Here is a 25,332-nt window from a genome sequence, read left to right on the forward strand (position 1 = left end):
CATTTTGCCACAAATAAATTGGAGTGTACTTGATATTTTTGGGCAAATACATTATTATAGAATAAGTATGAAATGATAGGAGGAAATAAGATGTACAAGATATTAAAGGCTGAAAAACTGGCCGATATGATTTATCTTATGGATGTTGAAGCTCCACGTGTAGCGAAGCACTGTGAGCCGGGTCAGTTTGTCATCGTTAAAATGGATGAGAAAGGCGAGAGAATTCCGCTTACCATCTGCGATTACGATAGAGAAGCAGGAACGATTACTATCGTTTTCCAGACTGTAGGAGCATCCACACATAAGATGGCAGGACTGAAAGTCGGAGATGCTTTTCGTGATTTTACCGGACCACTTGGATGTCCATCAGAATTTGTGGGAGAAGACATTGAGAGCCTGAAGAATAAGAAGATTTTATTCGTAGCCGGAGGCGTTGGTGCTGCACCGGTTTATCCACAGGTAAAATGGATGAAAGAGCACGGCATTCATGTAGATGTTATCGTTGGATCCAAGACGAAAGACATGCTGATTCTGGAAGATGAGATGAGATCAGTAGCCGGTAATTATTATCCATGTACAGATGATGGTTCTTATGGTCATGCAGGTATGGTTACTACCAAGATTGAGAAGCTGGTAGAAGAGGGCAATAAGTACGACATCTGTGTGGCAATAGGACCGATGATCATGATGAAATTTGTTTGTCTTCTGACCAAGAAGCTGGAGATTCCGACAATCGTCAGCATGAACCCGATTATGGTAGACGGAACCGGTATGTGTGGTGCCTGCCGTCTGCATGTTGGTGATGAGATTAAATTTGCCTGTGTGGATGGTCCGGAATTTGATGGACACCTTGTTAACTTCGATGAGGCAATGAAGAGACAGCAGATGTACAAGACCGCTGAGGGACGTGCAATGCTGAAATTACAGGAAGGCGACACTCACCATGGTGGATGTGGCCACTGCGGAGGTGACGAATAATGGCAGATGTATTAAAGAGAGTTCCTGTAAGAGAGCAGGATGCGAAAGTAAGAGCAACAAACTTTGAAGAGGTTTGTTATGGATATAATAAAGAAGAGGCAATGGATGAAGCAAGCCGCTGCCTGAACTGTAAAAATGCAAAATGTATTCAGGGATGTCCGGTATCTATCAATATTCCTGGATTCATTTCCAAAGTAAAGGACGGAGATATCGAAGGTGCATATGAAGTAATCGGACAGTCTTCCGCATTGCCGGCTATCTGCGGACGAGTATGTCCACAGGAGTCTCAGTGTGAGTGCAAATGTATCCGCGGAATCAAGGGTGATCCGGTATCTATCGGAAAACTGGAGAGATTTGTTGCAGATTATGCACTGGAGAATGATATTAAACCAAAGAAAGCTGAAAAGATGAACGGTCATAAAGTAGCTGTTATCGGTTCCGGTCCGTCCGGACTTACCTGTGCAGGAGATCTGGCAAAGCTTGGCTATGAAGTAACTGTATTTGAGGCTCTTCATGAACTGGGTGGTGTACTGGTTTATGGTATTCCTGAGTTCCGTCTTCCGAAACAGAAAGTTGTAAAGAAAGAGATTGAAAAAGTTAAAGAATTAGGTGTTAAATTCGAGACAAACGTAGTAATCGGAAAATCCACTACCATCGATCAGTTGATGGAAGAGGAAGATTTTGAAGCAGTATTTATCGGTTCCGGTGCAGGACTTCCAATGTTCATGGGAATTCCGGGAGAGACTGCAAATGGTGTGTTCTCAGCAAATGAGTATCTGACCAGAAGCAACCTGATGAAAGCTTTTGACAGTTCTTATGATACACCGATCGCAGCAGGTAAGAAAGTAGCCGTTATCGGTGGAGGTAACGTAGCTATGGATGCTGCAAGAACTGCACTTCGTCTTGGAGCAGAGGTACATATCGTATACCGTCGTAGCGAAGCAGAGCTTCCGGCACGAGTAGAAGAAGTACATCATGCAAAAGAAGAGGGCGTTATCTTTGATCTTCTGACCAATCCGAAAGAAATCCTCGTTGATGAGAATGGATGGGTAAAAGGTATGAAGGTTATCAAGATGGAACTTGGCGAACCAGATGCTTCCGGAAGAAGACGTCCGGTAGAGATTCCAGGTTCTGAGTATGAGATGGAACTGGATACAGTAATCATGTCCCTTGGTACATCACCGAACCCATTGATCGCATCTACAACAAAGGGGCTTGAGACAAACCGCAGAAAATGTATCGTAGCTGAGGAAGAAAATGGACAGACTTCCAAAGCATGTGTTTTCGCAGGTGGAGATGCTGTTACAGGTGCAGCAACTGTAATCCTTGCAATGGGAGCTGGTAAAGCTGGTGCAAAGGGTATTCACGAGCTGTTGTCACAGAAATAATATATATTGTATTTTTGGAGCGCGGAAAACCGCGCTCCTTTTTTGAAACATAATTGAATTCAAAGAAACGCTTCACTTCGCTGATATAATGAGTTATAATGTTAACGATAACAAAAGTACTTACTATTTTAACATTAAAGGAGAAATATTATGTGGACTAGAGCAATGTTGAAGGAGAGAGCAAAGGTTGCATTTAAACGCAATTATTGGAGTTGTGTACTGGTTGCCCTGATTCTGATGATAGTGACAGGCGGTGCAGCATCAACAGCATCATCTAATGCCGGCAGACAGATGACTGAACAGGCTGGAATTACCAGTCAGGGGAATCCGGCAGAGGACTTTATAAATTCTTTGACTGCTGCATCTAATGATATGGGAATCAGCGTAGAAGCATTTGTTTTGATTTTTATGGCTATCTTTAGCGTGGCAGTGATTATTGTAGAGTTGCTTCGCATTTTTGTGTTTTCTCCAATGGAGATAGGTGGATGCCGTTTCTTTGTAGAGAATGCGAATGATACACCGGGCGTAGGAAAGATTTTATACGCATTTAAGAGTGGTGCATATGGTAAGATGGTGCTCACTTTGTTCCTGAGAGATTTATTTATTGCATTATGGAGTCTTCTGTTTGTTATTCCTGGAATTATTAAGGCGTACGAATATCGTATGGTGCCATATCTTCTGGCAGATTGTCCGGAGATGAGCAGACAGGATGCATTTCGTATCAGCAAAGAGATGATGACAGGACAGAAGTGGAATGCATTTGTTCTGGATTTATCATTTATCGGATGGGAACTGCTCGCAGGAATCACCTGTGGAATTGCAGGAATTTTCTATGTAGCACCGTATGTATATGCAACAGATGCCGAGATGTTCCTGGTATTGCGTGAAAACTATTTCCAGAGCAGAAATACGCAGCAGGTATTCTAAAACTTAATGCGAGTTTATAGATATGAAGATTACAATTTTAACGGTTGGAAAGATTAAAGAAAAATATCTGAGAGATGCCATTGCAGAATACTCTAAGCGTCTCTCCAGGTATTGTAAACTTGAGATCATTGAGGTGGCAGATGAGAAGACGCCGGAGAATGCCAGTGAGACAGTGGAGGATGCTATCCGGTCAAAAGAAGGAGAGCGTCTTCTGAAGAATGTCAGAGATGGAGCTTTTGTTATCACTCTTGAGATTGGCGGAAAACAACTAACCTCGGAGGAACTGGCAGATAAGATCGATACACTCGGTGTACAGGGAGTCAGCCATATTATCTTCATTATCGGCGGATCTATCGGGCTTGGCAGGGAGGTCCTTGCCAGGTCCGATTATGCGTTGAGCTTTTCGAAGATGACGTTTCCGCATCAGCTAATGCGGGTAATTTTGCTGGAGCAGGTGTACCGGAGTTACAGGATCATTAACGGGGAACCATATCATAAGTAACGGAGGAAATCATTAGATGGAAAGAAATGAAGTATCATTCCGATATGCAGAAATAAAGGATATTCCTTTGATATTTCAATTTGTCAGAAAGCTTGCTGATTATGAACAGATTCCGGAGGCTGTATTTGCGACGGAAGAACTTTTGGAAGAGTGGATGTTTGAAAAACAGCGGGCGGAAGTCGTATTTGCAATAGTGAATGGAAAGGAAATAGGATTTTCCTTTTTCTATCAGACGTTCCCGGCTTATTTGGGAAAAGGCGGACTTTATATTGACGATTTATTCATTGATCAGGAGTATCGTGGAAAAGGATATGGTAAAAAGTTATTGGGCCATATGGCAGAAATTGCTTTGGAACGCGGATGCGGAAGATTAGAATGGTGTTGCCTGAACTGGAATGAATCAAGTATGAATTTTTATCGTTCTTTAGGAGCTGTGCCTTTGGATGAATGCACAATCTTCCGTGCGTCAGAAAAAGTAATAAAAAAACTTGCAGAAAATAAATAGGAGAACTTATGAAGTATCAGTACATATTATTTGACCTGGATGGAACGATTACGGAATCGGCACCTGGTATTTTGAATTCTGTTCGTTACGCCTTGAATAAAATGGGATTTGCGATTAGGGATGAGGAAGAACTTCTCCAGTTTATCGGGCCTCCGCTTGTTGATTCTATGAAGAAATATTATGGCATGAATGAGGAGCAGGCTGAACAGGCAGTCGTGTTTTACAGAGAATATTTTTTGCAAAAAGGATTGTTTGAAAATTCTGTTTATGAGGGGATAGAGGAAAGTCTGAAATTACTAAGTGAGAGCGGGAAAAAACATGCAATAGCGACTTCGAAACCGGAAGAGTATTCGGTTAGAATCATAGAACACTTTGGACTTACTGATAAATTCGAGAAGATATGTGGTGCAACGATGGATAAATCACGTAATGAAAAGGCAGATGTAATCCGTTATACATTGGAGATGCTTGGGATTCCGGATGAGGATAAAGGGAGCGTACTCATGGTTGGAGACCGCAGGCATGATATTATTGGAGCAAAACAAAATGGCCTGGATTCTATGGGAGTACTTTATGGCTATGGAGATCGAAATGAGCTTGAAGAGGCCGGTGCGGATTATATAGCCGAAAGTGCCATGGATGTTGCGAAAATTATTTTGAAACTTGATGAAGAATAAACCGGGAAGTCTTACCCAGTTTTTCAAATGGAGGGTTTTATGATAAAAAGATTAACTTCAATTTTTTTGACGACAGTATTATGTGTGTCTCTCTGTGCCTGCAGTGCAGAAGACGACGAAAGCACAAAAACACAGGGAGACAGTTCTGCAAAAGCGATGTCATCTGTTTCATCGTTTCCGGATACAATGCCGGAGTTTTCGGTTACGGATCTTGACGGAAATACGGTTACCAATGATATTTTTTCGCAGGCAGATTTAACGGTGGTGAATTTCTGGGGCACGTTCTGCGGTCCGTGTATCAGTGAGATGCCGGAACTGGGAGAATGGTCCAAGTCCATGCCGGATAATGTACAGATTATAGGGATTATAACTGATGTTGAATCGAAGGATTCACAGGAATATGCGGATGCACAGCATTTTATAGAACAGACGGGAGCAAACTATGTACATTTGCCTGTCTCTGGTGATTTTTCTGAGCTTTTGAAGCATATTGTTGGGGTACCAACGACCATTTTTGTAGACAAAGAGGGAAATATTGTCGGTGATCCGATCATAGGGGTTAATGTAGAAGGCTATAAAGATTTTGTAGAGGAATATTTGAATGGACAGCAGTAAGAAAAAGATGATTCAAGGGATAATTATGGTATCGGCAATTGCAATGACTGCGTATGGTGTATACAGAGGTGAGATAGCGCTTGTCCTGAATAAAGCCATAAACATCTGTCTGGAATGTATTGGATTGGGGTAGTGCAATGAAGATCAGTCAGGAAATAAAAAGAAAAATCATTCAGATTGTGGCTTTTGGCTATTCCAATACATACCTCGGCAATTTTGTGAATGGGCAGTTATATAAAGGGAAATGGAAGCAGTTCTGTAATCCGGGTTTGAATTGTTATTCCTGTCCGGCAGCAAGACTGTCCTGCCCGATCGGATCCATGCAGGCAGTAAGTGGATCTATTAACTTTAAGATGAGTTTTTATGTGCTTGGTTTTGTGCTGGCCATTGGCGTATTATTTGGGAGAGCTATCTGCGGATTTATCTGTCCTTTTGGGCTGATTCAGGAACTCATCTATAAGATTCCATCTCCCAAGAAGAAAATATGGAAGACCCTTACATATGTAAAATATGTACTTCTGGTTGTGTTTGTTCTCGCACTTCCGATTCTGCATACGAATAAGGTGGGAATGGGGGCACCGGCATTTTGTGAGTATATCTGCCCGGCAGGTACGTTAGAAGCAGGGCTTCCGATGCTGGCCAAACATCCGGAACTGAGGGCGATCATAGGATCATTGTTCTCGGTTAAGATGCTGATCCTGATCATTACTCTGGTCGGATGTGTGATTGTCTGCCGGTTTTTCTGTAAGGTGATGTGCCCTCTGGGAGCAATATATGGCATATTAAATAAAATCAGTGTTTACCATATGGAAATTAATAAGGATAGTTGTATTTCCTGCGGAAAATGCCAGGCTGTGTGCCCGATGGATGTGAATCCGGTAACAAATCCGAATTCAGCAGAGTGTATCCGATGTGGGAAATGTACGGCATGCTGTCCCAAGGAAGCGTTGTCCTTTTCATGGCGGTATGGGAGTAAGTCATCTACCACACAAAATCCTTCATCCCATAAAGCTCCCGGTATTTACGGAGAGTAAATCCTGTTTCCTCTTTGAATTGTTTTCCGAGATGACTCTGGGATGAGTAACCCAGGTAAGTTGCTATTTCAATATAAGAATAATGAGAATAAATCAGCAGGTTTTTTGCCAGGCTGATTTTTTCTTTTTGTATGAATTTTGTCAATGAAATGTGTTCACTTGGATTTGGCTACGGCGGTGCAACTATGTTCGGATGTCTTCAGGATGCAATTACCTATGGAGAATGGTATAATGGATATGGTACCGGTAATCACATCGGTTATCTGTATCGTTTGTATGGCGTTCTTTGATCTGGATAAAAAATATGATCAGGTTGTAGCGGATCTGGCAGAAGGAAAACACAGAACAGATAAATAAAATGGAGAGTGAGTTATGAATCGGGAATTGTTATTTGGGACAGCTTATTATCCGGAGTATATGCCGTATGACAGGATAGAAACGGACATGAAAATGATGAAACAGGCGGGAATGAATGTGATCCGTATTGCGGAATCTACATGGAGCACACTGGAACCGAGAGAAAGTGAGTTTGACTTTTCCTATATTGACAGGGTTCTTGCAGTGTCAGAAAAATATGATATGCAGGTAATTATCGGTACTCCGACCTATGCAATTCCCTCATGGCTCGAAAGAAAAGAGCCTGATGTTATGGCGGTGACAGATAAAGGCAGAAAAAAATACGGTCATCGCCAGCTTATGAATCTGTGGAATCCTGTGTTCCGTGCTTATGCGGAGAGAGTCATTCGAAAGCTGATCGCCCACACGGCAGATCATCCCCAGGTGATTGGTTTTCAGATTGATAATGAGACAAAGTATTACGGAAATGTGGGAGAGCAGGTTCAGGCCATGTTCCGGGAGTATCTCCGGGAAACTTTTGAAACAACAGAAGAATTAAATAAGGCGTTTTATCTTGCCTACTGGAGCAATTCGATTCATGACTGGGAAGATTTCCCGGATATGAGCGGATGCGTGAATGGCGGGCTTGTGGCAGAATTCGAAAAATTTCGGAGAAAGCTTGTGGCAGAGTATCTGGCATGGCAGGCAGAATTGGTAGGAGAATATAAAAGAAAAGAACAGTTTATTACCCATAATTTTGATTTCGAATGGAAAAAATTCGGGGCAGATATTGCTCAGGATGGATATTCTTACGGTGTGCAGCCGGATATCAATCACTATGAAGCTTCGAAGTGTCTTACCATAGCCGGAACAGATATCTATCATCCGACGCAGGATGAACTGACCGGTGCGGAGATAGCCTTTGGAGGTGATTCTATCCGCAGTCTGAAAAATGATAATTACATTGTCCTTGAATGTCAGGCCCAGGCATTTAAGTACTGGACTCCTTATCCGGGACAGCTGCGGCTTCACGCCTACAGTCATCTTGCCAGCGGGGCGGATGGTATTATGTACTGGAACTGGCATTCCATCCATAACGGTTATGAAACGTACTGGAGAGGGCTGTTAAGCCATGATCTGTCTGTGAATCCTGCCTATGAAGAAGCATGCGTATTTGGGCAGGAGTGGAAAAAGGTTGGAAGTCGTCTGATGCATCTGAAAAAAGAAAATCAGGTTGCCCTGGTTGTGGATAATCATTCTCTCACTGCGTGCAAGTGGTTTCCAATTGACAGGGATCTGAGTTACAATGATGTGGTAAGGTGGATGTATGACAGCCTTTATGAAATGAATATCGAATGTGATATTGTAGATGTACATGCACTGGATGCATCTAAATATAAAATGATTGTAACTCCGGCACTTTACAGTGCCGATGAAGAGACAATCGGTAAGCTGGAAAGATTCGTATCAGATGGCGGTGTTCTTATAAGCTCTTTCCGGTCATTTGTGGCGGATGAGCACTTAAGCGTATATCCGGACACGCAGCCGCACGGACTTCACCGATGCTTTGGTATGAGCTATAACCAGTTTACAGAGCCGGGAAAGGCGTTAGTGAAGGGAAAGAAAGTACAGTTTTTTGCAGAACTGCTTAAGCTGGACGGCGGGGAGAGCATAGCGGATTATGAGCATAAATACTGGGGAAGATATGCAGCTTTCACCCACAACTATTATGGAAAAGGACATGCATATTACATTGGGTGTTATACAGAAAAAGATGTAATAAAAGATGTGTATAGAACTGCTGCGGAAGAAGTGGGTATTTTGCAGGCAGAAAGCAATTTTTCCTGGCCGGTAATCATAAGAAGCGGCATGAATCAGGAAGGGAAAAAGCTGCATTATCTGCTTCATTACAGCGAAAAAGATAGAACCGTTCTTTGTCCCTATCGTTCAGTACAGGACATTCTGACGGGTGAAATTTATCGAAAAGGTGACAGTATCACTCTGAAAGACTGGGATGTGAAAATATTGGAGGAAATATAGATGAGAGCTTTTTTGTATACAACAACAGAGGCTGAAAACTTTAAGGAGAATGTCATCACATGCAAAAAAGATGACGGTACGGAAAATGAGGTCTTAAATATTTATCCGGAAATAAAATACCAGACGTTTGAAGGATTCGGAGGGGCTCTGACCGATGCGGCCGGATATGTTTTCTCGGAATTATCCGAAAAACAGCAGAATGAAATGTTGGAAACCTATTTTCATCCGGACAGGATGGGATATACACAGGTACGCATACACATGGACAGTTGTGATTTTTCTACCCATATGTATGAGGCGGATCCTTATGAGGAGGACGAAACGCTTGAGATGTTTTCGTTTGCTGATACAGAGAAGTATATCATTCCACTTCTGGAAGCGGCAGAAAAGAAAGCCGGGAAAAAGCTGAAAATTATGTTATCAGCATGGTCTCCACCGGCATATATGAAGACAAATTGCAAGAGAAAAAAGGGTGGTTCTCTAAAGCCGGAATACCGGAGACGCTGGGCAGAATATCTGTGCAGGTATATTGAGGAATTCAAAAGCAGAGGCTATGAAGTTGTAAGAATGTCCATTCAGAATGAACCCAAAGCCGTACAGGAATGGGATTCCTGTGTTTATACAGTGGAGGAAGAAAAAATATTTCTCCGGGATTATCTTGCACCGACGTTGAAAGAGCATGGGCTGGATGATATAGAGATTTTCATCTGGGATCATAATAAGGAACGCGTATATGAAAGAGCTTCCGGGATTATAGATGAAACGACAGACGATCTGGTGGATGGTGTGGCATTTCACTGGTACAGCGGTGATCATTTTGAAGCACTGGATCTTGTGAGACAGATGTATCCGGATAAAAAGCTGATATTGTCTGAGAGCTGTCTGGAATTTGGTAAATACGACAGGAATGCAGAATTGGAAAATGCAGGACGGCTGGCGCATGATATGATTGGAAATCTGAATCATGGCATGTGTGGATTTTACGACTGGAACATTCTGCTTGACAGTGAAGGAGGACCGAATCATACGGCGAATTACTGTGAAGCTCCTTATATGTTTGATTTGAAAAGCAAAAAACTGGCAGAGAGAAAATGTCTGCAGTATTACCGGCATTTCGCCTGCTTTCTGAAACCGGGTGCGGTAAGACTTGCCTCCACAAGGTATACAGATAAAATCGATATGACGGCATGGGAAAATAAAGATGGTGGAAAGATATTTATATTATTAAACAGAAGTGGTGAAGAACAGAAATGCCATCTTCGTATTTCCGGTAAAATATTTACATTTGTTATTCCTGCAAATTCTATTGTTAGCGGCAAATTTGATGAAGATACGATTTAAAGAAGGTGATGATTATGATAAAAAATCCAATACTTCCGGGCTTTAATCCGGATCCGTGTATTTGCAGAAAAGGAGAAGACTATTATCTGGCGGTGTCAACGTTTGAATGGTTTCCAGGGATACCCGTCTATCATTCAAAAGATTTAAAAAACTGGGAGCTTTATACCCATGTATTGACTGATGATGAAAAAGTGGATTTAAAAAAGCTGCCTTCTGCAAAGGGGATCTGGGCACCATGCCTTACCTATTGTGAGGCGGATGATTTATTTTATGTTGTATATGGCGTAATGAATTCCATGAATGCCAGATATTTTGATGTGGATAATTTTGTGATTACAGCGAAGGATATCAGGGGTCCATGGAGCGAACCGGTATATCTGCATTCCTCCGGTTTTGACGCTTCCATGTTCCATGATGATGATGGAAGAAAATGGGTGGTATCCCTTGAATGGGAGACAAGAGAAGGATATGAAAAACCGGGAGCAATCTGTATGGTAGAATATTCTCCGGAGAATAAAGAAATTATCGGATATCCGAAGCGTATCTGGAGTGGAGGGACGGACAGAGGCTGTATCGAGGCTCCTCATCTGACCAAAAGAAACGGATACTATTATATCATGTGTGCAGAAGGCGGCACCGGTTACAACCATTGTGTTACCATGGGAAGAGCCAAAGACGTATGGGGACCATATGAGAAAGATCCGAAAAATCCGATTGTAACCTCTGTTCCCGGAGATTCTTATGAGCGTCACGATCCGGATCATTTGAAACCCAAATACTTCAATCCGGATTCCGTACTGCAGAAATCCGGCCATGGCAGTTATGTTGAGACACCGGATGGGGAAGTGTATCTGGTGCATTTAACGGCACGTCCTTTTGTACCGGAGCTTCGCTGTACACTTGGAAGGGAGACTGCCATTCAGAAAATGATGTGGACAGAGGATCACTGGCTCCGCATGGCAGATGGAAGCAATCTGGCTAAAGAGGAGGTACCGGAAAGCAGTCTTCCGGAATGTCCGATGCCACGGATACCTAATTTTGATGATTTTGATTCAAATGAGCTGGGAATCTGGTATTATGCTCCAAGACTGATGCCGCAGTCATTCGCGGATGTGAAGGCACGGCCCGGATATGTAAGGATCCGTGGCCAGGAATCACGCACTTCACTGAATAAAGTAAGCATTCTTGCTAGAAAGCTTACCAGTGTACATGCGCGAATCACAACGAAAATGGAATTCCTGCCTGAGGTGCATCAGCACAGTGCCGGGCTGATCCTGTATTATGATAATATGAATTATATCAATCTTCGGAAGTATTACAGTGAGACACTGGGACAAAGTGCACTTTCTGTCATACAGCTTGAAAATGGAGAAAAGACGGAATTTCTGAATTCAAGAATTCCGGTACCGGACTGTCCGGTTTATTTGAGACTGTATATTAACGGAAGAGAGTCCTGGTTTGAATGGAGTATTGACGGAGAACAGTATGAAAAAATAGGAAGAGTATTTGACACAACCAGGTTTTCTGATGAATACTGCAAATACGGAGAATTTACAGGAACCATGGTAGGTCTTACCTGTGCGGATCGTGTGAAACATAAACATTATGCAGATTTTGACTTTTTTGAATATGTGGATGAAAAATAAATTCAGTCACAACTCTTGACATATGTATCCTGCTCAGGGAAGAAGCCAGCAGGCGTGTCGGAGAATCTATGGTAAAGCAGGTGGAAGACCATAAGGCAGTCTGGTATCCGGGAGCGGAAGAGATGCTGACTGCACTTAAAGAAATGGGATTCCGTATGGTAATCTTAAGCAATTGCAAGATAGCATACCGCAGGGCACACTGGAGGGAATTTTCCATGGAGCGGTGGTTTAATGCATTTTACGACTGTGAATCCTATGATTTTGCACCTAAGACAGAGATCATTCGGAAGATTGAAAAAGACATACCGGGTCCTTATATTGTAATCGGTGACAGAAAAAGTGATATGGAATGCGCTGTTTCCAGTGGAAGCATTTTCGTGGGATGCAGATATGGCTTCGGAGAAGAAGGAGAACTTGACGGAGCAGATTTTCTGGCAGATTCCATAGAAGAAATACCGAATTTTGTTTCATTTATAGAAGACCAGACAAATAGTTAACTAATATTAAAAATAAGTTGACAATAGAAAAACCTGCATATATAATGTTGACAGACTTAAGAAATGGAGGCATATAATATGCAAAATTCAAAATTCTCAATTCAGGATATATGCAGTATTGCTATCATGACTGCTATCACTGCCGTAATGGCACAGATTTCTATTCCCATGCCCCTCGGTGTGCCGATGACCATGCAGACCTTTGCGATTACACTGGCAGGTATTGTGCTTGGTTCCAAAAAGGGTGGAATGTCCATTCTGGTATACGTATTATTAGGTGCCATCGGAGTTCCGGTATTTGCTGGATTCAGCGGAGGATTTCAGAATCTGGTGGGACCGACCGGAGGTTTTATCATTTCATTTCCGATCATGGCTTATCTGATCGGGCTTGGGGTAGAACTTAAGAAGAAAGAACTGTTCGTTTTATTCCTGGTTCTTGGAACAGTTTCTAATTATGTGGTTGGTGTGATCCTTTTCTGCGTTGTTACCCAGAGTCCTGTGGCAACCGGAATCACAGCATGTGTACTTCCGTTTATTCCGACGGCAATCATAAAAGCTGTTGTTGCATCTGTGCTGGGACTGGAGCTTCGCAAGAGACTAGGGATGGTGCTGCAATGTGCATAAGATTAAGACCTCATCATCTGCTCTGTACACAGGGATATCAGGGGAAAGGCTATAACGATGCGTTCGTTAGCAATATGAACAGGATCGTCGGGAAACTCCGCGGGGAAGGACTGGTGGAGATTCAACTTACTTTTTCCACCGATGACCTGTGTGTGTGCTGTCCTCATATGCTGGATGTGGATTTGTGCGACAGCAATGAACATGTGAAGCAGCTTGACGGAAAGGTAGTTGAGTATTTCCATCTGGAAGAGAAAACATATAATTATATGGAAATTACCGAAGAAATCCGGAGCAAAATGACTCCGGAGATCCTGGCGGATATTTGCGGAGAGTGCTCCTGGTATCCGGTGAGTGCCTGCCGGGAGCGGTTGGTTGGAAAACATTTCGGATAATCTATTGCGGATGACGAAAGAGTGTAGAATAAAAACAGTATTTGGATAAGAGAGGAATTCTAATTGGAATATGCCTCTCTTTTTGTTTTTGTACATAGTTGTTATTTTATTGATATTTCGTTATAATGTGAATTGAATAGTCTGAAATAGAAGAAACAAAAGAAAAGGAGCAGAGAAATGAAAAAATTTTTAGATGAATTTAAAGCCTTTATCAGTCGTGGCAATGTCATGGACATGGCAGTCGGTATCATTATCGGTGGTGCGTTTACCGCAATTGTGAATTCTCTGGTAAATGACATTATTAATCCCCTTCTTGGTCTTTTTGGTGGTATGAATTTCGACAAATATCATCTGCAGCTTGCCGGAGATGTGACTCTCAATTACGGAGCATTTATCACGGCAATCATTAATTTCCTCATTATGGCGTTTGTGATTTTTATTCTGATCAAGGTGTTGAATAAAGCAGCAGCCATGACAAAGAAAAAAGAAGAGGAAAAAGAAGAAGCGCCGACAACTAAGAAGTGTCCGTTCTGTAAGAGTGAGATTGATATTGAAGCAACCAGATGTCCGCACTGTACTTCTATCATTGAGGAAGAGGCGTAATAACAGAAGGTGAAGCCTATGGTTGAAGAAATACGCAGACAACTGATGCAGGATTCTGAAGAAAAATACCGGGATTTTAACGCATCTCTGGTTCCCGGAGATAATATCCGCATGCTGGGAATCCGTGTTCCAAAGCTGCGTGAGATTGCGAAAGCGCTGGCAAAGGGAGATGGCAGAAAGTACATAAACGAAATCATAGTCTATGAACAAAGGCAGGACATTTATCATGAGGAACTTCTGCTGCATGGAATGATCATTGGATATCTGAAATGTGACATGGAGGAGCGGATGAGGTTTCTGGATGAATTTGTGCCTCAGATTAATAACTGGGCTGTCTGTGACAGTAGCTGTATGACTTATAAGTTTATGAAGAAAGATCAGGAGCTCTGGTATCGATATCTGGAGAAGTTCTTTGACAGTAATCAGGAATATGAGATCCGTTTCGGGATCGTGTCACTTCTGGATCATTTTGTGACAGAAGAGTTTATTGAGCGGGTGCTGGATAAACTGGCAGGTATCTGTCATGAAGGATATTACGTAAAGATGGCGGCTGCCTGGGCGGTCAGCATCTGCTATGTGAAGTTTCCGAAGCAGACATGGGAGTTGCTTGAGGGGGATGAGCTGGATGATTTTACCCATCAGAAATCCATCCAGAAGATTCGGGAGTCCTATCGGGTCAGTAAAGAAGAGAAAGAAAAAGTGCTGGGATTAAAGAGAAGCAGTACTGCCTGTCGTAAATAATAGAAAAACGAATAATCAGAAACTGCCGTACATACATTAGTGATAAAATGGTGTGTGCGGCAGTTTTTTATGAAAAAAAGAGAAGCGAAAGCCGACAGCCGGTCCTGGAAAAACCGCATGGCAGAGGCGTCGGGAGCGCCAAAGGATGTAGTTCTTGGAGCGCCCATACTGACGGTAACCGGACAGATGGAACTGAATTTGATGAACTATCGCGGAATACTGGAGTATACGGACACTCTGATTCGCATCCAGACCAGAATCGGACAGATTAAGATATGCGGCTGCATGCTTCAGATAGAATCCTATACGAATGATGAAATGAAGGTTACCGGAACTATAAATACAATCGAATATCAGAAGCAATAAGGATTCAGAAAGGAGCATATCTGTGCTGACAGAGGCTATTCGTTATATCAAAGGCTACTTAAGAATCCGGGTAAGCGGATTTTCGCCGGAACGCTTTCTGAATGCCTGCTGCCACAGAGGAATCTATCTGTGGGGGCTGCATCCGGTAAAAGGGGCTTATGAGATGTTTATTACAGTATCCGGATTTCGGCGGCTGAAGCCTGTCATAAAGAAAACAGGAACAACGGTACGAATCACGGGAAGATATGGACTGCCTTTTTTTCTGCACCGTTACCGCAGGAGGAAGATCTTTTTTGTGGGAGCATGTATGAGTGTCTGCCTGATCTATTTTTTGTCACTGTTTATCTGGAACATTGATATCCGCGGAAACTATACCCGGACGGATGAGACTCTTCTTCGTTTCCTGGAAACCCGGAAGGTGGTACATGGAATGCGAATAGCGAATGTGGATTGCGGACGAATTGTAAAGGATATCCGTAAAGAATATGATGATATTATCTGGGTTTCGGCATCGGTAGAGGGAAGCAGGCTTATTATTCAGATAAAAGAAAATGAGGATTCTTTTGAAAATAAAACCGGTCAGGAGGACGGGGATGGACAGGAAGGAATGAATCTGGTGGCGGACCAGGACTGTGTGATTACGGAAATGATTACCAGAAAGGGAACGCCTGCAGTTCACGTCGGTGATGAGGTGAAAAAGGGAGACCTTCTGGTAAGCGGTATCGTTGAGGTGAAGAATGACAGTCAGGAAGTGACCGGATATCAGCTTCAGAAGGCGGATGCTGATATTCAGGGCAGAACGACGATAGAATATCGGGATGCCTGGCCTCTCGTATATGAAGAAAAGGAATATCAGGAGCCCGTAAAGGAAGAATTATTTGTCAGGATTGGCTCCTGGCTCTTCTGGCTTGGAAGTAAAAAAAATACCTTTGAAAGTTCAGAAGCACTTCTGAAGAATCATCAACTGTGTATCGGTGAACATTTTTATCTCCCCATTTATTATGGAAATCGTGTTACAAAACCTTATGTTTCAACGGAGGTTTCCTATGAAAAAGAAGAACTAAGGCGAATTTTGTCTGAAAGATTTGTGAAAGAATGCGGGGAACTGGAAAAAAAGGGGGTAGAAATTATCGAGAATAATGTTAAAATATACACAGAGAATGAACAGGCGGAAGCAAGAGGCACACTGACTGTTCTGCAAAAGATAGGAACTGAACAGAAGGCTTCCATACCTGAAGTTCAGAACAGAGAGGAATTGACAGATGGGAATGATTGAAGTCATTGCAGATATACCTGCTGAGTATCAGAGTACAGTATTCGGGCAGTTTGATGCATTTGCAAAGAAGATAGAGAGGGCGCTTCACGTAACATTGATTGCCAGAGATGATACGGTGAAGATACTGGGTGAGGCGGCGAGAGCTGAGAAGGCGAAGCGTGTGCTGGATCAGCTGACAGAGCTTGCGAGAAGAGGAAGTGAAGTAAAGGAGCAGAATGTTGATTATACCATTTCTCTTGCGATGGAAGACAGTGAGGAGAAGGTATTGGAGATTGACAGGGATATTATCTGCCACACACTTCAGGGAAAGCCCATTAAGCCCAAGACACTGGGACAGAAAAAATATGTGGATGCCATTCGAAAACAGATGATCGTGTTCGGACTGGGACCGGCAGGAACCGGAAAAACATATCTTGCAATGGCAATGGCCATTACTGCATTTAAAAATAATGAAGTTGGAAGAATTATTCTGACCAGACCGGCAATTGAGGCGGGAGAGAAGCTGGGATTCCTGCCGGGAGATCTGCAGAGCAAGATAGATCCTTACCTCCGTCCTTTGTACGATGCGCTTTATCAGATCATGGGTGCAGAAAGCTTTCTGAAAAATTCGGAGAAAGGCCTGATTGAGGTTGCACCTCTGGCTTATATGAGAGGTCGTACTCTGGATAATGCATTCATCATATTGGATGAAGCACAGAATACGACTCCTGCTCAGATGAAGATGTTCCTGACACGAATTGGATTCGGGTCAAAAGTAGTGATTACAGGTGATTCCACCCAGAAGGATCTGCCGGCAGGACAGCAGTCCGGGCTGGATGTTGCCACCGCTGTAGTAAAAAATATTGAGGATATCAGCATCTGTACTCTCACCAGTAAAGATGTTGTGCGTCATCCGCTGGTACAGCGCATTGTGAAGGCATATGAAGAGTATGAATCTAAGAAGGGCCGTACGGGAGACCGGAATCGGAAGCGCAGATCATAATATGCAGACAGAAAGTATGAATAGCAGAGGATAGAAGAAAATGGACGATTATAGAATTACCGGAACACAGATGCCGGAGGAGGAAGCAGCAGTAACTGTTTTTTTTGAGGAGGAGGGAGACATGTCTCTTCCTCTTCCATGCGAGGAGCTGGCAGTGAGGGTGGCAGGTGCCGCTCTGGACTTCGTGGGATGTCCCTATCAGGCACAGGTGAATCTGCTTCTTACGATGAATGACCAGATTCGGGAGATGAATCGGGAATTCCGTGGGATTGACCGGGCTACGGATGTGCTGTCTTTTCCAATGATTGAATATGGGGTTCCGGGAGAGTTTGATTTTCTGGAAGAAGAGGAAGAATGTTTCGACCCGGAGAGCGGGGAGCTTGTTCTGGGAGACATTGTGATTTCGAAAGAAAAGGTTGTGGCTCAGGCTGAGGAATATGGACACTCGATCGAGCGAGAATATGCTTTCTTAATTGCTCATTCTGTGTTACACTTAACAGGATATGACCATATAGAGGAAGCGGAACGCACGGTCATGGAGGCGAAGCAGAGAGAGATTCTCGAATTGCTTGGAATTACCCGATAGAATGATGGAAGGTATGGAATAACGGTATGTCGGATAAGAAAAAAGGAAATAATTTTTTGGTACAGGGCTCCATTCTGGCGGTGGCAGCTATTATTACAAAGTTTATTGGACTTGCATACAGAATCCCATTGACAAATATTATGGGAGCAGAGGGAGACGGATATTACGGAGTGGTATTCCAGGTCTATAACCTGGCCCTTATGCTGACCTCTTACAGTCTTCCTATGGCGGTGTCCAAGCTGGTATCGGCCAGAATCGCAACCGGACAATATAAGAATGCCCATGCCGTTTTTAAAGGAGCAATGACTTTTGCCGTTCTTTCAGGAGGTGTGGTGACAGCTATTGTTTTCTTTGGTGCAGAGTATATTGCTGCAGATATTATGAAGATGGATCTGAGTGTGTATGCTCTTCGTGTTCTTGCCCCCTGTATTTTGATTGTCGCTATCTTAGGAGTGCTCAGAGGATTCTTCCAGGGATTTGGGACCATGATCCCAACGGCATTTTCCCAGATTGCTGAACAGATCATCAATGCGATTGTTAGCGTAGTTGGTGCATATCTTCTTTTGAAAACGGGAGAAAAGATGGCCGAGGGACCTAACAGCGAATCCTATGGGGCTGCTTTTGCGGCTGCTGGTGGAACACTGGGTACCGTGATGGGAGCGCTTACCGCACTCCTTTTTATGCTTCTTGTATTTTTTATGTACAAGTCTACCATGAAACGGCATATGAAGCATGACCGTACGAGAAGAAGAGAAAGCAGAAAAACCATCTATAAAGTTCTGTTTCTGACGATTGCTCCGGTTATCTTAAGTGCTACTGTTTACAATATCAGCAATCTTCTGGATCAGGCTATGTTTACGAATATTATGGCAGTACAGGGATATTCTAAGGCAGAGTATTCTACTCTTCTGGGGATGTTCAGCGGCAGATATGATACGATGACCAATATTCCACTGAGTGTTTCCAGTGCACTTGCTGCATCCTTTATTCCGAGTCTGGTGGCTACCATTCAGACAGGAAACCGTAAGCAGATACATAGCAAGATTGAGATGGTATCCAGGTTTAATATGTTGATCGCGATCCCATGTGCGGCAGGTTTTATCTCCCTTGGAAAGCCGATTTTGGATCTTTTGTATTACACGCAGGATAATACGATTCCGGCCATGCTTTTGAGACTTGGCGGTGTTTCTGTTGTGTTTTTCTGTTTGTCTACCGTAACAAATGCTGCGCTTCAGGGAATGGATCTGATGGCAAAGCCGGTTAAAAATGCGGCTATCTCTCTGGTTATCCACCTGATTGCATTATTTATTATGCTGGTGGCCTTCAAGTGGAATATTTATTCGATTGTTTTGAGTAAAATCATATTCGCAGGCGCGATCTGCATTCTGAATGGACATGATTTGCGTGTGGCATGCGGTTATGTACAGGAGTATAAGAGAACATTTGTTATTCCGACTATTGCTGCTGTGATTATGAGCCTTCTTTCCATGTTGGTTCATCTGATTTGTGAATTATTTATTGGAGCCAGAATTGCTACTGTTATTTCCATTCTGGTTGCTGTTTTGACATATGCTGTCAGTCTGGTACTCCTTGGAGGCATTTCCAGGGATGAGATGCTGGCACTGCCAAAAGGGCAGACTTTGCTGAATATCTGCCGAAAAATGCATTTAATGAGAGAATAAAGAGTAAATAATAAGCCAATACTATATAAAAAAGGAGTTGTCCTTATGAAAAAAAGATATAGTATTGGTTTTTTGATTATTTCGCTGGTACTCCTGGTCGGCATATCCGGGGCATATCAGATCAGTTATGAAAAAGCAAAGGAACGTGCCCGGGAAGAGCAGGTTCAGATTAAGAATGAGATCCCTTCCGTATCCGCAGATGGTGAAGCAATGAAAGCGGATTGTTATTATCTTATGGAAGTAAATGGATATGTGGCAGTATTTTGCAGTGATAAAAAGACGGCCTATGAGTATACCAGCATTCAGGTGAAGGATCTGCCTTACGATCTGCAAAATGAGATTAAAAATGGAAAATATGTGAAGGATACGGAAAGCCTCTACAGTTTTCTGGAAAACTACACCAGCTGACTTAACATGCAACAGGAGAATCCACAATGAAGTTCCTGAAATGGTATCGGAAAATGCAGAATTTGGGGTTTGCGAAAATACGGAAATTAGTGTAAGATAATAGGGCAGTCTTTGGGAAAGGAACGAGACAATTACAATGGATGAAAAGAAAATTGAACGAATCAATGAATTATACAGAAAATCAAAAGCAGAAGGACTGACCGATGCGGAGAAGAAGGAGCAGCAGCTCCTGAGGCAGGAGTATATTGCAGCGATCCGTAAGAATCTGCGCGGTCAGCTTAATAATATTTCTATTCAGGAAGCGGATGGAAGTATTACGGACCTTGGAGAGAAGTATGGAAAGAAGAGGGGGCATTAATCATGCAGATGAACCTTCCTTCAGATCCCATGCTTCTTTTGAGTGTGGTGAATACGAAACTGAGAGATTACTACAGTTCTCTGGATGCACTGTGTGAGGATATGCAGGTGGACAGGGAAACACTGGTGAATAAATTGAAAGGAATTGATTATGAATATGATGAGTCCAGACATCAGTTTGTCTAATGCAGAGGCGGTGAATGAGACCAGACGCCAGCATGAATACATAGAAAAAGCAAAGGGCTATGTAAAGAAACTGTCCGAAGAACTGGGAAGACCGCTTTCTTTTTGCGTGACTACTTTTGGATGTCAGATGAATGCAAGAGATTCGGAAAAACTTGCCGGAATTCTGGAACAAATCGGATATGTAGAAGAGGCGGACGAAAAAAAGGCGGATTTTGTAATCTATAATACCTGTACAGTCCGGGAAAATGCCAATCTGCGTGTTTACGGACGACTGGGACAGCTGAATCGCATCAAACGCGAGAATCCGCATATGATGATCGCGCTTTGCGGCTGCATGATGCAGGAGCCTGATGTGGTAGAAAAAATCCGCAAAAGCTATCGGTTTGTAGATATTGTATTTGGAACCCATAATATATTTAAGTTTGCCGAGCTGATCGTATCCCGGTTTGAATCCGGCTCCATGGTGGTAGATATCTGGAAAGATACGGATCAGATTGTGGAAGATCTGCCGATAGAGCGAAAATATCCGTTTAAATCCGGCGTAAATATCATGTTCGGATGTAATAATTTCTGCAGCTATTGTATCGTACCGTATGTAAGAGGACGGGAGAGGAGCAGAGAGCCGCAGGCAATTATTGACGAAATTAAGAATCTGGTTGCAGACGGTGTCGTAGAGGTCATGCTACTTGGACAGAATGTAAATTCTTATGGAAAAACGCTGGACAATCCTATGACTTTTGCAGAGCTTTTGCGAGAGATTGAGAAGATTGAGGGACTGGAACGGATCCGGTTCATGACATCCCATCCGAAGGATCTGTCAGATGAGTTGATTGAAGTGATGCGTACTTCAAAAAAAATCTGCAGACATCTTCATCTGCCGGTACAGTCCGGAAGCAGCCGGATTCTGGAAAAAATGAACCGCCGCTATACGAAGGAAAAATATCTGGAACTGGTGGAAAAGATACGGAAAGCGGTGCCGGATATCTCTCTTACAACCGATATTATCGTAGGATTTCCGGGAGAGACGGAAGAAGACTTCGAAGAGACTCTGGATGTTGTAAGAAAAGTTCGCTATGACAGTGCATTTACATTTATTTATTCCAAGCGTACCGGGACTCCGGCTGCTGCCATGGTGAATCAGGTGCCGGAGGATGTGGTAAAGAACCGGTTTGACCGTCTTTTGAAAGAAGTGCAGGAGATATCGGCAGAAGTATGTTCTGTTCACGAAGGAAGCACGCAGACGGTTCTGGTAGAGACAATCAATGATCATGATTCTTCTCTGGTAACGGGAAGAATGAGCAACAATCTTCTGGTGCATTTTCCGGGAGGTGATTCGCTGATTGGAAAACTGGTCGATGTAAAGCTTGAGGAATGTAAGGGATTTTATTATCTGGGGAGAATGGTTTAAAATACCACCCATACTTTGAATTTAAAACGCTCAAACTATGTAGTAAGAACACATAGTGAGGGCGTTTTTCCATGAAAAGAATCAGTGAATATTTATTTTTATGGGCAGTGGGCGGCTGCATGTATTATGGATTTGAAGTGTTGTTCCGGGGATTTTCCCACTGGTCCATGTTTTTGCTGGGGGGCGTTTGTTTTTTATTTTTCTTTATACAGGGAAAAATGGTCCACTGGCAGGATCCGCTGTGGCGTCAGACGCTCAGGTGTCTGGTTTTTGTAACAGCAATGGAGTTTATTACTGGGATTATTGTGAATAAATGGCTGGGAATGCAGGTGTGGGATTATTCGGAACTTCCATTTCAATTACTGGGGCAGATATGCCTGCCTTTTATGGTGATTTTTTCGGGGTTGTGTGTGCTTGGGATTTTCCTGAGCAGCTATATCGGGTATCTGTTTTATGGGGAAGAAAAACCCAGGTTTATTTTGCTTTAATCAAATCTGAAAAAGTGTTATACTAATTATGTATGTGGCTTTATAGAATGAGAGCTGCACTAAAATATGAATGGACGAAAGAGGAGAAGGACTGTGGCTGAATTAACACCAATGATGCAGCAATATATGGAGACCAAGAAAGAATACAGTGACTGTATTCTGTTTTATAGACTGGGAGATTTTTATGAAATGTTCTTTGATGATGCCCTGACTGCATCCAGAGAGCTGGAGATTACATTGACCGGAAAGAATTGTGGACTGGAGGAGAGAGCTCCCATGTGCGGAGTTCCCTACCATGCCGTGGACAGTTATCTGAACCGTCTGGTGTCCAAAGGATATAAAGTAGCCATCTGTGAGCAGATGGAAGATCCGGCTACTGCCAAGGGAATCGTAAAGCGGGAAGTTGTAAGGATTGTAACACCCGGAACGAATCTGGATACGCAGAGTCTGGATGAGACGAAGAACAATTATATTATGTGTATTGTATATGTGGCTGACCGGTATGGGGTATCCATTGCCGATGTGACGACAGGAGAGTATATGGTCACGGAGATAGAGGACAGCGGTAAGCTTTTCGATGAGATTTACAAATTCATGCCGTCTGAGCTGATCTGTAATGAGGCTTTTTACATGAGTGGTATGGATTTTGACGATATGCGTGACCGGCTTGGAATTACCATCTATGCGCTGGACGCCTGGTATTTTGATGACAGTGTCTGCAAGCGCACGCTGAAGGATCACTTTGGTGTCAGCTCCATGGAAGCTCTGGGACTTGGAGATTACGATTGTGGAATCATCGGAGCCGGGGCACTTCTTAAGTATCTGGAGGAGACGCAGAAGACATCTCTTTCCCATCTGACCAGGCTGGTGGGATATACAACCGGAAAATATATGCTTCTTGACAGCTCCACCAGACGGAATCTGGAGCTTTGTGAAACACTGCGTGAAAAGCAGAAAAAAGGGTCTCTTCTGTGGGTGCTTGATAAGACAAAGACAGCAATGGGGGCCAGAACCCTGCGAAAATACATAGAGCAGCCATTGATTGACCGCACGATGATCGAGAGGCGCCTGGGAGCAGTTGAAGAGCTTAAGAACAACGCTATTTCCAGAGAAGAAATCCGCGAATATTTGTCTCCGGTTTATGATCTGGAGCGTCTGGTGGGTAAGATTGCCTACAAATCGGCAAATCCGAGAGATCTGATCGCTTTTCAGAGTTCACTTGCAATGCTTCCCCATATCAAATGCATCCTGCAGGATATGCGAAGCCCGCTTCTGGTGGGGATACGGGAATCTCTGGATACACTGGAGGATCTCTGCTCTCTGGTTTCGGAGGCAATCTGTGAGGAACCTCCACTTGCCATGAAGGAAGGAGGCATTATCCGGGAAGGCTATAACGAAGAGGTAGACCGCCTGAGAAGTGCCAAGACAGAAGGGAAGAACTGGCTTGCCAAACTGGAGGAGGAAGAGCGGGAGAAGACGGGTATCAAGAACCTGCGTATCCGGTACAATAAAGTATTCGGCTATTATCTGGAGGTAACCAACTCCTTTAAGCATCTGGTGCCGGATTATTATACCAGAAAACAGACCCTTGCCAATGCAGAGCGGTATATTATCCCAAGACTTAAGGAACTGGAGGATACCATACTGGGAGCAGAAGACAAGCTGTACGCTCTGGAATATCAGCTTTACTGTGAAGTTCGCGATAAGATCGGTGCGGAAATACCGAGGATTCAGAGTACAGCCAAGGCAGTGGCACAGATTGATGTGTTTGCATCTCTGGCACTTGTTGCGGAACGCAATAACTATGTGAAGCCGAAACTGAATGACAAAGGTCAGATTCAGATAAAAGACGGACGTCATCCGGTGGTAGAGCGGATGATTCCAAACGATATGTTTATTGCAAATGATACCTGTCTGGATGATAAGAAAAACCGGATTGCTATTATTACGGGACCGAATATGGCAGGAAAATCCACTTACATGCGTCAGACAGCGCTGATCGTACTGATGGCACAGATTGGATCCTTTGTTCCGGCATCCAGCGCAAATATTGGCATTGTGGACCGTATATTTACCCGCGTGGGAGCTTCCGACGACCTGGCATCCGGACAGAGTACTTTCATGGTGGAAATGACCGAGGTTGCCAACATTTTAAGAAATGCGACCAGACACAGCCTTCTGATCCTGGATGAGATTGGGCGGGGAACCAGTACATTTGACGGTTTAAGTATTGCCTGGGCTGTGGTGGAGCATATCAGTAATACAAGACTTCTTGGAGCCAAAACCCTTTTTGCTACTCATTACCATGAGCTTACAGAGCTGGAGGGTAAGATTGATAATGTAAATAATTATTGTATCGCAGTAAAAGAAAAGGGAGATGACATTGTTTTTCTTCGCAAGATCGTAAAAGGCGGTGCCGATAAGAGCTATGGTATTCAGGTCGCCAAGCTTGCAGGAGTGCCGGATTCTGTCATCGAGCGCGCCAAGGAAATCGTGGAAGAGCTTCTGCACGTGGACATTACGACCCGAATCAGGGATATTGCGGTTGGAAACCACGGTCATGAAGGAAAAGGAAAACCAAAGAAATATGACGAGGTGGATCTGGCTCAGATGTCCCTTTTTGACACGGTGAAAGATGACGATGTTCTGGAAGAACTTAAGAATCTGGATGTCAGCAACCTTACACCGATTGAGGCGTTAAATACACTTTATCAGCTTCAGAATAAGCTGAAGAACAGGTGGTAAGA

The 25,332-nt window shown here is 43.3% G+C and carries 30 protein-coding genes; 29 read left to right on the top strand and 1 reads right to left on the bottom strand.

The genetic code is table 11. The features are described 5' to 3' along the window. Positions 1 to 90 precede the first annotated feature (90 nt). From ACQRCC_RS00385 to ACQRCC_RS00425, 9 genes are all read left to right on the top strand, one after another. Positions 91 to 978, top strand: coding sequence for a sulfide/dihydroorotate dehydrogenase-like FAD/NAD-binding protein (locus ACQRCC_RS00385; RefSeq protein ID WP_427848831.1), 888 nt, complete (start codon positions 91 to 93; stop codon positions 976 to 978). Beyond that, positions 978 to 2,366 (top strand): NADPH-dependent glutamate synthase, encoded by a 1,389-nt coding sequence (gene gltA, locus ACQRCC_RS00390; RefSeq protein WP_427848832.1) that lies wholly within the window; start codon positions 978 to 980, stop codon positions 2,364 to 2,366. Before ACQRCC_RS00385 ends, gltA begins: the two co-directional genes overlap by 1 nt. Before the next feature lie 150 nt (positions 2,367 to 2,516). After that, entirely contained in the window at positions 2,517 to 3,293 is a 777-nt protein-coding gene (locus ACQRCC_RS00395; protein ID WP_427848833.1) for a DUF975 family protein, read from the top strand. A 22-nt stretch (positions 3,294 to 3,315) separates the two neighbouring features. Beyond that, positions 3,316 to 3,795, top strand: a complete 480-nt coding sequence (gene rlmH / locus ACQRCC_RS00400) for a 23S rRNA (pseudouridine(1915)-N(3))-methyltransferase RlmH (RefSeq protein WP_427848834.1) — start codon at positions 3,316 to 3,318, stop codon at positions 3,793 to 3,795. A gap of 16 nt (positions 3,796 to 3,811) precedes the next feature. Then, on the top strand, positions 3,812 to 4,300 hold the full coding sequence (locus tag ACQRCC_RS00405) for an N-acetyltransferase family protein (protein WP_427848835.1): 489 nt from the start codon (positions 3,812 to 3,814) through the stop codon (positions 4,298 to 4,300). Between the two features lie 8 nt (positions 4,301 to 4,308). Then, on the top strand, positions 4,309 to 4,977 hold the full coding sequence (locus ACQRCC_RS00410) for an HAD family hydrolase (protein WP_427848836.1): 669 nt from the start codon (positions 4,309 to 4,311) through the stop codon (positions 4,975 to 4,977). Positions 4,978 to 5,016: 39 nt separating this feature from the next. Further along, on the top strand, positions 5,017 to 5,592 hold the full coding sequence (locus tag ACQRCC_RS00415) for a redoxin domain-containing protein (protein WP_427848837.1): 576 nt from the start codon (positions 5,017 to 5,019) through the stop codon (positions 5,590 to 5,592). Between the two features lie 25 nt (positions 5,593 to 5,617). Beyond that, positions 5,618 to 5,725, top strand: a complete 108-nt coding sequence (locus ACQRCC_RS00420; protein ID WP_427849082.1) for a CD1871A family CXXC motif-containing protein — start codon at positions 5,618 to 5,620, stop codon at positions 5,723 to 5,725. A gap of 4 nt (positions 5,726 to 5,729) precedes the next feature. After that, complete coding sequence (locus ACQRCC_RS00425) at positions 5,730 to 6,626, top strand: 4Fe-4S binding protein (RefSeq protein ID WP_427848838.1); 897 nt, start codon at positions 5,730 to 5,732, stop codon at positions 6,624 to 6,626. On the opposite strand, the gene ACQRCC_RS00430 is transcribed toward ACQRCC_RS00425, so the two are convergent. Next, positions 6,574 to 6,771 (bottom strand): helix-turn-helix domain-containing protein, encoded by a 198-nt coding sequence (locus ACQRCC_RS00430; RefSeq protein ID WP_427848839.1) that lies wholly within the window; start codon positions 6,769 to 6,771, stop codon positions 6,574 to 6,576. The two genes, ACQRCC_RS00425 and ACQRCC_RS00430, sit on opposite strands and share 53 nt — an antisense overlap. 71 nt (positions 6,772 to 6,842) lie before the next feature. Between ACQRCC_RS00430 and ACQRCC_RS00435 the strand changes: the two genes are divergently transcribed. The 20 genes from ACQRCC_RS00435 to mutS all read left to right on the top strand — a co-directional run bounded on the left by ACQRCC_RS00435 (position 6,843) and on the right by mutS (position 25,330). Then, on the top strand, positions 6,843 to 6,983 hold the full coding sequence (locus ACQRCC_RS00435; protein WP_427848840.1) for a hypothetical protein: 141 nt from the start codon (positions 6,843 to 6,845) through the stop codon (positions 6,981 to 6,983). A 15-nt stretch (positions 6,984 to 6,998) separates the two neighbouring features. Next, the gene (locus tag ACQRCC_RS00440) at positions 6,999 to 9,002 is read left to right on the top strand and encodes a beta-galactosidase (RefSeq protein WP_427848841.1); all 2,004 of its coding nucleotides are present in this window, start codon (positions 6,999 to 7,001) and stop codon (positions 9,000 to 9,002) included. Further along, positions 9,003 to 10,343, top strand: a complete 1,341-nt coding sequence (locus ACQRCC_RS00445) for a glycoside hydrolase family 30 protein (protein ID WP_427848842.1) — start codon at positions 9,003 to 9,005, stop codon at positions 10,341 to 10,343. Positions 10,344 to 10,357: 14 nt separating this feature from the next. Beyond that, entirely contained in the window at positions 10,358 to 11,989 is a 1,632-nt protein-coding gene (locus ACQRCC_RS00450; RefSeq protein WP_427848843.1) for a glycoside hydrolase family 43 protein, read from the top strand. A 68-nt stretch (positions 11,990 to 12,057) separates the two neighbouring features. Continuing rightward, a complete protein-coding gene (locus tag ACQRCC_RS00455) occupies positions 12,058 to 12,486 on the top strand; it encodes an HAD family hydrolase (RefSeq protein WP_427848844.1) in 429 nt (142 codons plus the stop codon). Positions 12,487 to 12,564: 78 nt separating this feature from the next. Then, on the top strand, positions 12,565 to 13,110 hold the full coding sequence (locus ACQRCC_RS00460; RefSeq protein WP_427848845.1) for a biotin transporter BioY: 546 nt from the start codon (positions 12,565 to 12,567) through the stop codon (positions 13,108 to 13,110). Beyond that, positions 13,101 to 13,502, top strand: a complete 402-nt coding sequence (locus tag ACQRCC_RS00465; protein WP_427848846.1) for a DUF1284 domain-containing protein — start codon at positions 13,101 to 13,103, stop codon at positions 13,500 to 13,502. Before ACQRCC_RS00460 ends, ACQRCC_RS00465 begins: the two co-directional genes overlap by 10 nt. Before the next feature lie 177 nt (positions 13,503 to 13,679). Further along, entirely contained in the window at positions 13,680 to 14,105 is a 426-nt protein-coding gene (gene mscL / locus ACQRCC_RS00470; RefSeq protein ID WP_427848847.1) for a large conductance mechanosensitive channel protein MscL, read from the top strand. 18 nt (positions 14,106 to 14,123) lie between these two features. Continuing rightward, entirely contained in the window at positions 14,124 to 14,846 is a 723-nt protein-coding gene (locus ACQRCC_RS00475) for a DNA alkylation repair protein (RefSeq protein WP_427848848.1), read from the top strand. Between the two features lie 69 nt (positions 14,847 to 14,915). After that, complete coding sequence (locus ACQRCC_RS00480; RefSeq protein ID WP_427848849.1) at positions 14,916 to 15,212, top strand: YabP/YqfC family sporulation protein; 297 nt, start codon at positions 14,916 to 14,918, stop codon at positions 15,210 to 15,212. Between the two features lie 22 nt (positions 15,213 to 15,234). After that, positions 15,235 to 16,488 carry a sporulation protein YqfD gene (locus tag ACQRCC_RS00485; protein ID WP_427848850.1) on the top strand — a complete coding sequence of 418 codons (1,254 nt, stop codon included), beginning with the start codon at positions 15,235 to 15,237 and terminating at the stop codon, positions 16,486 to 16,488. Next, positions 16,475 to 17,470, top strand: a complete 996-nt coding sequence (locus ACQRCC_RS00490) for a PhoH family protein (RefSeq protein ID WP_427848851.1) — start codon at positions 16,475 to 16,477, stop codon at positions 17,468 to 17,470. Before ACQRCC_RS00485 ends, ACQRCC_RS00490 begins: the two co-directional genes overlap by 14 nt. A gap of 40 nt (positions 17,471 to 17,510) precedes the next feature. Then, positions 17,511 to 18,056, top strand: a complete 546-nt coding sequence (gene ybeY, locus ACQRCC_RS00495; RefSeq protein WP_427848852.1) for an rRNA maturation RNase YbeY — start codon at positions 17,511 to 17,513, stop codon at positions 18,054 to 18,056. A 26-nt stretch (positions 18,057 to 18,082) separates the two neighbouring features. Further along, entirely contained in the window at positions 18,083 to 19,738 is a 1,656-nt protein-coding gene (locus ACQRCC_RS00500; RefSeq protein WP_427848853.1) for a putative polysaccharide biosynthesis protein, read from the top strand. 45 nt (positions 19,739 to 19,783) lie between these two features. Further along, positions 19,784 to 20,146 (top strand): hypothetical protein, encoded by a 363-nt coding sequence (locus tag ACQRCC_RS00505; protein ID WP_427848854.1) that lies wholly within the window; start codon positions 19,784 to 19,786, stop codon positions 20,144 to 20,146. Positions 20,147 to 20,282: 136 nt separating this feature from the next. Continuing rightward, on the top strand, positions 20,283 to 20,504 hold the full coding sequence (locus ACQRCC_RS00510) for a DUF896 domain-containing protein (protein ID WP_427848855.1): 222 nt from the start codon (positions 20,283 to 20,285) through the stop codon (positions 20,502 to 20,504). A 2-nt stretch (positions 20,505 to 20,506) separates the two neighbouring features. Beyond that, positions 20,507 to 20,689, top strand: a complete 183-nt coding sequence (locus ACQRCC_RS00515; RefSeq protein WP_427848856.1) for a DUF4250 domain-containing protein — start codon at positions 20,507 to 20,509, stop codon at positions 20,687 to 20,689. Beyond that, positions 20,664 to 22,097 (top strand): tRNA (N6-isopentenyl adenosine(37)-C2)-methylthiotransferase MiaB, encoded by a 1,434-nt coding sequence (gene miaB / locus ACQRCC_RS00520; protein ID WP_427849083.1) that lies wholly within the window; start codon positions 20,664 to 20,666, stop codon positions 22,095 to 22,097. Before ACQRCC_RS00515 ends, miaB begins: the two co-directional genes overlap by 26 nt. Positions 22,098 to 22,168: 71 nt before the next feature. Further along, the gene (locus ACQRCC_RS00525) at positions 22,169 to 22,585 is read left to right on the top strand and encodes a putative ABC transporter permease (RefSeq protein ID WP_427848857.1); all 417 of its coding nucleotides are present in this window, start codon (positions 22,169 to 22,171) and stop codon (positions 22,583 to 22,585) included. A gap of 93 nt (positions 22,586 to 22,678) precedes the next feature. Continuing rightward, positions 22,679 to 25,330, top strand: coding sequence for a DNA mismatch repair protein MutS (gene mutS / locus ACQRCC_RS00530; RefSeq protein ID WP_427848858.1), 2,652 nt, complete (start codon positions 22,679 to 22,681; stop codon positions 25,328 to 25,330). Positions 25,331 to 25,332: the final 2 nt, after the last annotated feature.

The sequence above is a fragment of the Sporofaciens sp. SGI.106 genome (genome assembly GCF_050314255.1).
In the GTDB taxonomy this organism is placed as follows: domain Bacteria; phylum Bacillota; class Clostridia; order Lachnospirales; family Lachnospiraceae; genus Claveliimonas.

Bases quoted from the DNA above. Each gene is read 5' to 3' on its own strand.
- ACQRCC_RS00440 (WP_427848841.1), top strand. From the start codon at position 6,999: ATGAATCGGGAATTGTTATTTGGGACAGCTTATTATCCGGAGTATATG.
- ACQRCC_RS00425 (WP_427848838.1), top strand. From the start codon at position 5,730: ATGAAGATCAGTCAGGAAATAAAAAGAAAAATCATTCAGATTGTGGCT.
- ACQRCC_RS00410 (WP_427848836.1), top strand. From the start codon at position 4,309: ATGAAGTATCAGTACATATTATTTGACCTGGATGGAACGATTACGGAA.
- miaB (WP_427849083.1), top strand. From the start codon at position 20,664: ATGAGTCCAGACATCAGTTTGTCTAATGCAGAGGCGGTGAATGAGACC.
- ACQRCC_RS00465 (WP_427848846.1), top strand. From the start codon at position 13,101: ATGTGCATAAGATTAAGACCTCATCATCTGCTCTGTACACAGGGATAT.
- ACQRCC_RS00505 (WP_427848854.1), top strand. From the start codon at position 19,784: ATGAAAAAAAGATATAGTATTGGTTTTTTGATTATTTCGCTGGTACTC.
- ACQRCC_RS00515 (WP_427848856.1), top strand. From the start codon at position 20,507: ATGCAGATGAACCTTCCTTCAGATCCCATGCTTCTTTTGAGTGTGGTG.
- gltA (WP_427848832.1), top strand. From the start codon at position 978: ATGGCAGATGTATTAAAGAGAGTTCCTGTAAGAGAGCAGGATGCGAAA.
- ACQRCC_RS00500 (WP_427848853.1), top strand. From the start codon at position 18,083: ATGTCGGATAAGAAAAAAGGAAATAATTTTTTGGTACAGGGCTCCATT.
- mscL (WP_427848847.1), top strand. From the start codon at position 13,680: ATGAAAAAATTTTTAGATGAATTTAAAGCCTTTATCAGTCGTGGCAAT.
- ACQRCC_RS00450 (WP_427848843.1), top strand. From the start codon at position 10,358: ATGATAAAAAATCCAATACTTCCGGGCTTTAATCCGGATCCGTGTATT.
- ACQRCC_RS00480 (WP_427848849.1), top strand. From the start codon at position 14,916: ATGAAAAAAAGAGAAGCGAAAGCCGACAGCCGGTCCTGGAAAAACCGC.
- ACQRCC_RS00415 (WP_427848837.1), top strand. From the start codon at position 5,017: ATGATAAAAAGATTAACTTCAATTTTTTTGACGACAGTATTATGTGTG.
- ACQRCC_RS00395 (WP_427848833.1), top strand. From the start codon at position 2,517: ATGTGGACTAGAGCAATGTTGAAGGAGAGAGCAAAGGTTGCATTTAAA.
- ACQRCC_RS00420 (WP_427849082.1), top strand. From the start codon at position 5,618: ATGGTATCGGCAATTGCAATGACTGCGTATGGTGTATACAGAGGTGAG.
- ACQRCC_RS00460 (WP_427848845.1), top strand. From the start codon at position 12,565: ATGCAAAATTCAAAATTCTCAATTCAGGATATATGCAGTATTGCTATC.
- ACQRCC_RS00490 (WP_427848851.1), top strand. From the start codon at position 16,475: ATGGGAATGATTGAAGTCATTGCAGATATACCTGCTGAGTATCAGAGT.
- ACQRCC_RS00445 (WP_427848842.1), top strand. From the start codon at position 9,003: ATGAGAGCTTTTTTGTATACAACAACAGAGGCTGAAAACTTTAAGGAG.
- ybeY (WP_427848852.1), top strand. From the start codon at position 17,511: ATGGACGATTATAGAATTACCGGAACACAGATGCCGGAGGAGGAAGCA.
- ACQRCC_RS00475 (WP_427848848.1), top strand. From the start codon at position 14,124: ATGGTTGAAGAAATACGCAGACAACTGATGCAGGATTCTGAAGAAAAA.
- ACQRCC_RS00435 (WP_427848840.1), top strand. From the start codon at position 6,843: ATGGAGAATGGTATAATGGATATGGTACCGGTAATCACATCGGTTATC.
- ACQRCC_RS00510 (WP_427848855.1), top strand. From the start codon at position 20,283: ATGGATGAAAAGAAAATTGAACGAATCAATGAATTATACAGAAAATCA.
- ACQRCC_RS00455 (WP_427848844.1), top strand. From the start codon at position 12,058: ATGGTAAAGCAGGTGGAAGACCATAAGGCAGTCTGGTATCCGGGAGCG.
- rlmH (WP_427848834.1), top strand. From the start codon at position 3,316: ATGAAGATTACAATTTTAACGGTTGGAAAGATTAAAGAAAAATATCTG.
- ACQRCC_RS00525 (WP_427848857.1), top strand. From the start codon at position 22,169: ATGAAAAGAATCAGTGAATATTTATTTTTATGGGCAGTGGGCGGCTGC.
- ACQRCC_RS00405 (WP_427848835.1), top strand. From the start codon at position 3,812: ATGGAAAGAAATGAAGTATCATTCCGATATGCAGAAATAAAGGATATT.
- ACQRCC_RS00385 (WP_427848831.1), top strand. From the start codon at position 91: ATGTACAAGATATTAAAGGCTGAAAAACTGGCCGATATGATTTATCTT.